This window comes from Microbulbifer mangrovi (genome assembly GCF_002009015.1).
In the GTDB taxonomy this organism is placed as follows: Bacteria; Pseudomonadota; Gammaproteobacteria; order Pseudomonadales; family Cellvibrionaceae; genus Microbulbifer; species Microbulbifer mangrovi.
On the sequence record NZ_LZDE01000210.1, the window covers coordinates 1 to 8,587 of the forward strand.

Below are 8,587 nucleotides of genomic sequence, written 5' to 3' on the forward strand. Positions count from 1 at the left end.
CGCTTCGTCAAAGCGGCCCTGATGGCGGTAGAGCACGGCCAATTCGTTGCTGGCAACCGGGTCCAGCGGGGCTGCGCGCAGGGCTTCGAGGAAAGATTCTTCCGCGTGCTTTTCGTCACCGGTACGGAAGTAGGCAATACCGAGGTTCACATAAGGTGCAGACAGACGCTGCTCGCGGGTGATAACACTCTGCAGCAGCTCGATAGCTTCCGGGTAGCGCTCACCCTGGATGTACTCCACGGCCTGCAGAAAGTCGCGGTTAACGCCGCCGGCGACCTTGACGTTCATGGGGTCAACCGGACGATTGGAGGTTTTGGGACCGCTGGCACAGGCGCTTAGCAACAATATCGCCACGCAGGCCACCGCGGTGAGGAGGCGTTTGCAGTTCATCATCCTTTATCCTCCTCGGTTTCCAGTTCGGCGATTACGGGCGGCTCTTCAGCAGACTCGGGTTCCGCGACCGCCTCTTCTTCCAGAGTCTCCGCAGGATTCTCCTGGGGAGCTTCCACAACTGGTTCCGCTGGTGCCTCGGCAACTTCCTCTGGCGCTTCCGGTACCGGAACGATAGTGGTCACAACGTTGCCCGCATCTTCCGGACGGTCGTAACGCGCAGGCACCAGCCCTGCGAGCTGACCGATACTTTTGCCAACCCAGCGGTTGTAGATACCGGCGGCCATCAGGTCGATGTTTTTCTCATGTACGGAAATCGCGCGCTCTTCGAACGGGTAGATCTGTTCTTCCAGCGCCAGTTCGTATTCTTCGAGCTCCATGGCACTCAGGTTGGTAGGACGCTCGGAGTCTTTAAGTGCACGGCTGAAGTGCAGGTAGATCTCACCCAGATAGAAAGTAGCTGCGGCAGTAACATCGGCGACCTGGTAATCGATCAGGTCACTGAAGGCGTTGACCGCGGCTTTCATACGCGTGCGCTTGGTGTTGAGGTTCTGCTCCAGTGGCGCGACCAGCGCAATCTCCCGGAACGCCTCGTACTTGGGCTCTGCCAGCTGCAGGGCCGCGCTACCTGCCAGATAGCGGGTGCGGTCGTTGCGCTCTTCGCCACCGCGGGCCTCGATACGCACGATGTCTTCCAGCGTTCGGAAGTAGGCCTTACGGTTGCCGCTGTTGTTGTAGATATCGGCAATTCGCTGCCGCGTCTCCAGCGCCGGCTCCATTGGGCTCGGGAACAGTTTGACGTAACGGTTGAGGACGGTGAGCGCTTTGTCATAGCTCTTGGCTGCGCTGTACAGATCTGCGGCCTGGGTGAGCGCTTCACGCCGCACGTCTTCGTCGTCAGACTCGCGTTCGATGCGCTCAAACTCGGCACCGGCCAGCAACAACTGGCCGCTTTCCTGGTAAACCACCGCGAGCTTTTTGGTGACTTCCTTTTGCAGCTCGTGTTCCGGGTGGTTGGTACGGAAGGCTTTGAGCACATCCGCCGCGCGGCTCCAGTTTTCCAGCTGGATCAGGGACGCCGCCGCATCGTATTCGGCGGTGGCGAGAATACTCGCGCCGGGCGCTGCATTGCGAATTCGCAGGAAGTGTTCGGCCGCAGCCAGGTGGTCTTCCGCACGGCGCGCTACGTCACCCTGCTGGTAAATCGCACCGGCCAGGTTGTCGACCAGATCAGCGCGGTCCTTGGCATCTGCGGCGGTCATGCCCAGAGCCTGGCGGTAGCCGGCTTCGGCATCCACGTAGGCTTCGGTATCAAACGAGGCGTGGGCCACCAGCAACCAGGCAGAGCGGCGGATCTCGTGTTCTGCCGCGGGGAATTTCTCCAGTAACAGGCGACCGTTCTGGATGGTTTCCGCAAAGCTCTTCAGCTTGTACAGGTCGTCCACCGCACCCAGCAACACCTGCGGCGCCTTGCCGTGTTGCGGGAAGGTTTCCGCAAAGGTCAGCGAGGAGCGAATGATTTCTTTCTGGATCGCGGTCTTCTGTGCGGTGCTGCCCTTGGCCAGGTCATTCTTCAGGTGCTCGCGATAGGCGAATACCGCGGCGTAACCGGCTTCACTCGCATCTTTATGCGTGTCGTACTGGTAGGCAGTGCGCTCGTATTCCTGCGCCGCGTTGAGGAAATCCTTGTTTTCCAGCATCAGGCCTGCGAGCTGGTAGTTGATTTCCGGTGCTTTCGGCTGGTCGGCGAAGGACTTGAGATAACGGCGATACCAGTGAATGGCTTCCGCGTAGTTCTCACCGCGCTTCTTCGCGAATTCTTTATCCTTGGGCTTCACATTCTGGTAAGCCGCATGGTAGTGGCTCGCCAGGTCGATCAGGTTGGTCTGCAGGAATTCCACCACGGTGGCGTACTCCTGGATATCGAATACGGTCCAGTACTTCGCGTCCAGAGCGTAGGTATTGGCAAAGTCTTTTTTCGCTTCCAGTACCAGACGGGGGAAGCCGCCCTTCTGGTAGATCTCGATTACACGAATGGAGAAGTCAGGAGAAACCCGGTGCAGCGGGTTGCGCTCCACAAAGGTATTGTAGGATTTCGCCGCGTCCTGGTAGCGACGCTTGTCGAGATAGTATTCACCCAGGTGGCTGTATACGTAGGACTCGTAATCCCGCGCACCCTTGCGGGTGAAGTAATCGACGATGGAATCCGCCCCGCCGAGATAGGAAAAGCTCAGGCTGATAACGCGGAAAGTATCCTCGATATGCTTGCGCTCGGTCTCGTTGGTCTGCTGTTCGAAGTCGTAGCCCTGCCCCACCTTGTGGTCGAGCATGCGCACGAAATCGTCCAGGGCCATTTCGTACATATCCTGCTTGAACAGGGCCCAGCCGCGCTTGTACAGCGCCAGCTCGTAAAAGCTGGAGGTCTCGCCCATATCGATGACGCGACCGTAGGACTCTTCGGCATCGAGGAATTTCTTGCGGGTAAAGTAGTATTCGCCAAGCCGGAAAAACGCTTCGTCCAGATGACGGGAGGCCGGGTACTTGGCGACCAGCTGACGCAGGACATTGACCGCTTCTTCAATCTGGCCAATCTCTTCATGAGCGCGGGACAGCTGATACATTACCTGGTCGTTGCGCTCGTACTGCGGATACTGCACCAGCAGCTTTTTATACAGGGCGATGGCTTCGCGGGCATTGGCGGCAAGCAATGCATCCGGATCGTCTCCCGGCAGGACTCCTCCGACGTCCGCACCCTCAATAGCCACTGACGCGGTAGCGCGGGCCTCGAAGTCCGCCCGGCTCTCGTCGCCGGTGCGGGCAACGCTGTCCAGCGCCGCTTCCGCCGCCGGGGTTGCCGCCGCCACCGCAGCGGCTTCGGGCGCATCCAGGTCGGCATTGGTACCGGCTGCTTTACGCACGCGCGCCGTATCCACCGCAGACGCGACTTCCTCTTCAGAAAGAATACGGGTTTCGGTGGAGGGCCGGTAAGCACCCTCTTCCGCCCGGTGAGCCTGCTTGATCTTGAGGTCCGCAATACGGCGGATGGCTTCCGGCGTCAGCGCGGTTTCGGGGGTTTCCTGCAGGTATTTCTGATAGCTGGCCAGGGCCTTCTCCAGGCTGCCGTCGATACGGGTTTCCCGGATCTCGATATCCACCTTCTGCAGGCTGCCAATGGTCTTGCCGTTGTTACTGGCACAGGCACTGAGCAGTATGGCCGCCGATGCGGCGGACACCATCACAATACGATTAATCTTCAGGCTGAGCGGTCGTTTATCCATTTTGCGCTTATTCATCGTCAGCCGCCTCTGCCGATTCGGCCCCGCCTTCTGCTTCGGGCGCTTCCAGCTCCGGCGGATTATCCGTGGGCAGCGGCTCGCCATCGGGGTTTGCCGCTGGCTCCGCTTCCTGCATCTGCTCTACCTGCACGCGGTACTGTTCGACCTTGCGCTCATCCTCGCGCTGCTCCTGCAGCTCGTTGGCGCGGTCGTAGCTGTCGGCAAGGGCAAAGCGAGCTTTGATCTGGTAGCTCTCCAGCTGTGCGCGACGCTCGTCGAGCTCGTTGATGGCGAGCTGCTCGAGCATGCTGCCCTGCCGCGCCATCAACTGATCGATACGGTCCTGGGCACGGTTAAGGCCACCGCGCAAAGAGGCGATCTGGTCGGTGTAACCCTCGTAGCTGTGGGTCGCCGCCTGGCGAGTACGCACATAACGCTGGTAAGTCTCCTGCAAAGTGGCGATCACGCCGTCCAGCTCCCGCAGGTTTTTGTAGGCTTTGGTGAGACGGTCATCGAATTCGCGGGACAGGCGGAACTTCAGTACACCCTCGAGGCGCGCGATGCGGTCGGTAGTCTCTTCACTGCTGAGGTTCGGGTTGAATTCGAGAATCTCGCGCATCTGCTCGAGAATCAGGCGCGCTTCGGTTTCATCACTTTTGGCCAGTAATTCCGGGCGACGGTTGACCAGCAGGTTATCGATACGCGCGGCGAGGCGCTGACGCTGCTCCAGACGCATCTTGATACGGGCGTCGATCTGGCGGAAAGCCACATCGAGGCCCGGCAGGATCGGCTCGTAATAGCTGCGACGCAGGGCGATGATTTCCTCGAACGCATCCAGGCTCTGCAGCCAGTCGCGGTTGCGCTCGAACAGATTGTTCAGGTCCTGGTAATTGCGCAGGAACTCCTGATAGTCGTTGGACGCCATCAGGTCCAGCAGGTAATGGGTTTCCGGTGCGCCCGGCAGTTTGCGCAGCTCCACCACCCAGTTTTTTACCTGGCTGGCTTCTTTGCGGCGCAGTGCTTCCAGCAGCTTGCCTTCACGAATGCTGGTGATGGACTGGGAGAGCACATCCACCTGCTCGCCGAACGCGTCCAGCGCCTGGCCGTAATTCACCGCCGCAGTACTGTGCACATCCAACTTGCCGTAGGCATAGGGCACCGCCAGCATGGCCTCGTGCACCGCGGCATCGGTAGCGCGACGCTGCTTGAGCATCTGCCAGGGCACCAGTGCGCGGTCGTAGCGACCCGCATTGGCCTCTACCCAGCCAGCTCCCAGCAGGGCCTGATCGGAAAATGGTCCGGAGAGCTGCACGCGGTCAAAGTACTGGCGCGCACGGTCGAACTGCTCTTCCTTCATCAGCTGGTTGCCCAGCAGCAAGTTGGTCTTGTCCTGCAGCGCCTGCCTGGCTGCACCGCTACCGGCATTGCGCCCCAGGCCATCCAGCACCAGCACGCCTTTTTCCGTTTCGCCAGCTTTCAGCAGTGCGATACCGAGGTTGTACTCGACAAAGCCCTGCAGGGATTTTTCGCCCTTCAGGTCTTCAAGCAGCTCTACCGCTTCGCTAAAACGGCCCAGCTGCATATACACCCGCGCGCGCAGGAACTGCTCTTTCGCGCGCACCCGCTCCGGCACCCGCCCCTGAATCAGCTCAAGCGCATGCAATGCATTGGCGAACTGCTGCTTCTGGTAATGGATTTTTGCCAGGCGGTAGGCGGCTTCGTTCTTGATCGGCTGTGCAACATTGCCCTGCAGCACCTGCTCCATGGCCCGCCCAGCTTCCTGGTGCATGCGGTAGGAGAGCTCCAGGTCGCCCACGGCGAATTCCGCCTGACCGAAGTGCACACTGAACGGATCCAGCTCGGGATCATCCAGCAGCCGGTGTTGCTTGATTTCGGTATCGAGGGCAGAGATGGCATCGACGTAGTTGTCCTGGTAGGCATTGAACAACGCCTCACCAAAGAACAGGTCTTTGAGCTCATCGGTATGCAGCGCGCCCGGATCCACGGGCGCTTTGGCCTGCACAGGAATACTGTGCAGCGAGGTCAGTGCCGACAGCGTAACGCCGGCAATTGCGCAGGCCAGACGGGGAAACATGCTTACCAGTCCTTGAAATTGATGGCTGACTGGGTTCCGGCGATCTGGATTTCAACAAATTTGGGCCCTACCGCCTTTTCCACGCTGAAGCTGGCGGTACCGCTGTACTCTTTGCCAGACTTGGATTTGCCGTGGTAACTGACCACCAGCGGATGAGCGCCGGTCTGCACGTTGGCGGTGTGGATACGCTGCACACCACCCTGCTGCAGGGCTTCAATTTCGCGATAGGTATAGAGATGGTGCGCAACCACCTGATTGCCGAGCTTGACCTCGACGGACTCGAGGCTGAACTCTTCGCCACTGGCACTGCCGGCCAGGGAGATAAAGAACGCGGCCTGGGTATTGGACGGGAACAGGAGCTTTTCTTCCAGCCGGTTAAGCTCGGAAGTCAGGCTGATAACGTCTTTCTTGACGTCCTGGATCTGTTCATCGAGACCGCGGATCTCTTCGCGGCTAACGTTCTGCGCATTCGCCAGAACGGACAGTGACATCAGCACTGCTGTTGTCAGAGTGATCAGAATTCTGCACATATCCCTAATACCTCAACCCCGCCCCTGTTTTTATTGGTCGCTACTGCAATGGACACAGGAGTGACTCGCCAAGGGATTGTATGGCAAGGACGCTATTGTGATATGTGAGGCGCTTCAAAACTAGCGCAGAGAGTTGGATAAGAATTTTTTCTTAAAATTCAAAGGACAAGCGTATATATCTAGATAATGTGACAGGTATCACGGCGACTGCACCGGGGCAAAGTGCGATGAAAATCACAAAGGCCCGATTATTCGGAGAAACACATCAAACTTTGTACAAATTTAATGCGACAGATCACATAAAGACTGCGCTGTAGCGACAGCAAGCACTTACTACTTGTAAGCAAGCGATTACTGTTTTCACACGGTTAGCTATTTTTAGTCAGTTGTATTTTTCTCAGCCAGCGATGTTTTTAGACGAGTGATCACTCACCATTTTTTCAACGCGCTCTCATCACTGCTGCGCGCTTCTACCCAGCTACTCTGAGTTTTACCATCGTCTCCCACCCCCACTTCTTTCTTCCAAAAAGGGGCGCGGCTCTTCAGGAAATCCATGATGAAGGCACAGGCATCCAGCGATGCCTGCCGGTGTGCGGAGGTGGTGCCGACAAAAACAATTTCGTCTCCCGCGGCGAGGGGACCAAACCGGTGGATCACCCGAATGCGCCCCAGCGGCCAGCGCTCGGCGGCCTCGCGGGCGATCCCGGCGAGTGCGGATTCGGCCATGCCGGGATAATGTTCCAGCTCCAGTACGCTGACACTTTTCTTTTGTGCCGCGCCCTCTTCCGAGTCGGCCACATAAAAATCCCGCACGTTGCCCACAAACATGGCTGTGGCCCCGTCGGAATAGTTGTCGCTGCGCAGCCGATTGTATTCCGCACCGGGATCAAACCCTTCCGCCTGCACCGAGATGGAGATATCCACAGCCATATCAGCCTCCGGTTACCGGAGGAAAGAAAGCCACTTCGTCGCCATCACTGATCGCCGCCTGCATATCGCACAGCTCTTGATTGACCGCCACCTGCAACTGTTCGTTGGACAGCGCCACATGCCAGGCTTCGCCCTTAGTTGCCAGACTGCTGCGCAGCTCGGCCACGCTGCCAAGCTGGTCTGCGGCCACATCTACCGCATCACAACCAAGCTGCTCCCGCAGGCTGGCAAAGAACAATACCTTGATCACGATGCGGACTCCGACTTTTCAGGTGTCCAGTGGCCGCGCTTGCCGCCGGTCTTCTCCTGCAGCTGGGTGGGCCCGATGACCATGGCCGGGTCGACGGCTTTGCACATATCGTAGATGGTGAGCGCGGCCACGCTGGCGGCGGTGAGGGCTTCCATTTCCACACCGGTGCGCCCGGCGAGTCGGCAGTAGCTGGCGATATGCACGGTATTGGCTGCGTCATCCAGTTCGAAATCGACCTGCACTTTGGTCAGTGCCATAGGGTGACACAGGGGTATCAGGTCCGACGTTTTCTTGGCGGCCTGGATGCCGGCGATACGCGCAGTGGCGAGGACATCGCCTTTCTTGTTGTTGCCGGCCTGCAGTTGCGCGAAGGCTTCTGCGGACATGGCAACGGCGGATTGGGCGCGGGCGGAGCGGTCGGTGATGTCTTTGTCGGTGACATCGACCATGCTGGCTTCGCCCTGCTGGTTGAGGTGTGTGAGGGTCATAGTGCTGATTACTTTGTTAAGTAGCCGACAAAGTTACACGGCATGTGCGAGGCGGTGAGCTGTTCCTGGAGCAGTTTGCTCCAGCCGGTTTTACATGCACCGGTGGAGCCGGGCAGGCAGGCGATTAGCGTGCGGTTGGCGAGTCCGGCGAGGGCGCGGGACTGGATGGTGGAGGAGCCGATTTCTTCGTAGCTCACTGCACGGAAGATTTCGCCGAAGCCGTCGATGTGTTTGTCGAACAGGGGGGCGAGGGCTTCGGGGGTGGAGTCGCGCCCGGCGAAGCCGGTGCCGCCGGTGGTGAGGATGACCTGAATTTCGGGGTCGGCGATCCACTCGGACACTTTGGCGCGCAGCAGGTATTTGTCGTCGATGACGATGGCTTTGTCGGCGAGGTTGTGGCCGTCTGCCTGCAGGGCTTCGACGAGGTATTTACCGGAAGTATCGTTTTCTTCGGTTCTGGTATCGGAGACGGTCAGAACCGCGATGTTCAGTTTTTGGTTGGGATTTTGGGGTTCGTGTCCCATGGTTTTGTGCTCCGTAGCTTCCTTTATTTGGGTGCTCTGTTCTGGGTACTGTGGCGATCGGTCATCGGGTGAAGGGCTTCAAGACCGCTGTAAACCCATCCCTGG

General features: G+C 58.8%; 8 protein-coding genes. All 8 read right to left on the minus strand.

The features are described 5' to 3' along the window. Positions 1–393, minus strand: a 393-nt coding sequence (locus B4U49_RS02425; RefSeq protein ID WP_239692438.1) for a tetratricopeptide repeat protein, incomplete at its 3' end; no start/stop codon positions are given. Beyond that, a complete protein-coding gene (locus B4U49_RS02430; RefSeq protein ID WP_078082988.1) occupies positions 390–3,683 on the minus strand; it encodes a tetratricopeptide repeat protein in 3,294 nt (1,097 codons plus the stop codon). The genes B4U49_RS02425 and B4U49_RS02430, both read right to left, overlap by 4 nt. After that, positions 3,676–5,760, minus strand: coding sequence for a tetratricopeptide repeat protein (locus B4U49_RS02435; protein WP_078082989.1), 2,085 nt, complete (start codon positions 5,758–5,760; stop codon positions 3,676–3,678). The genes B4U49_RS02430 and B4U49_RS02435 overlap by 8 nt, the downstream gene beginning before the upstream one ends. A 2-nt stretch (positions 5,761–5,762) precedes the next feature. Further along, on the minus strand, positions 5,763–6,251 hold the full coding sequence (locus B4U49_RS02440) for a hypothetical protein (RefSeq protein WP_239692439.1): 489 nt from the start codon (positions 6,249–6,251) through the stop codon (positions 5,763–5,765). Positions 6,252–6,719: 468 nt separating this feature from the next. Continuing rightward, the gene (locus B4U49_RS02445; protein WP_078082991.1) at positions 6,720–7,220 is read right to left on the minus strand and encodes a molybdenum cofactor biosynthesis protein MoaE; all 501 of its coding nucleotides are present in this window, start codon (positions 7,218–7,220) and stop codon (positions 6,720–6,722) included. A 1-nt stretch (position 7,221) separates the two neighbouring features. After that, the gene (moaD, locus tag B4U49_RS02450; RefSeq protein ID WP_078082992.1) at positions 7,222–7,470 is read right to left on the minus strand and encodes a molybdopterin synthase sulfur carrier subunit; all 249 of its coding nucleotides are present in this window, start codon (positions 7,468–7,470) and stop codon (positions 7,222–7,224) included. Beyond that, on the minus strand, positions 7,467–7,958 hold the full coding sequence (gene moaC, locus B4U49_RS02455; RefSeq protein WP_078082993.1) for a cyclic pyranopterin monophosphate synthase MoaC: 492 nt from the start codon (positions 7,956–7,958) through the stop codon (positions 7,467–7,469). The genes moaD and moaC overlap by 4 nt, the downstream gene beginning before the upstream one ends. A gap of 8 nt (positions 7,959–7,966) precedes the next feature. After that, positions 7,967–8,482 (minus strand): molybdenum cofactor biosynthesis protein B, encoded by a 516-nt coding sequence (moaB, locus tag B4U49_RS02460; RefSeq protein WP_078082994.1) that lies wholly within the window; start codon positions 8,480–8,482, stop codon positions 7,967–7,969. Positions 8,483–8,587 lie beyond the last annotated feature (105 nt).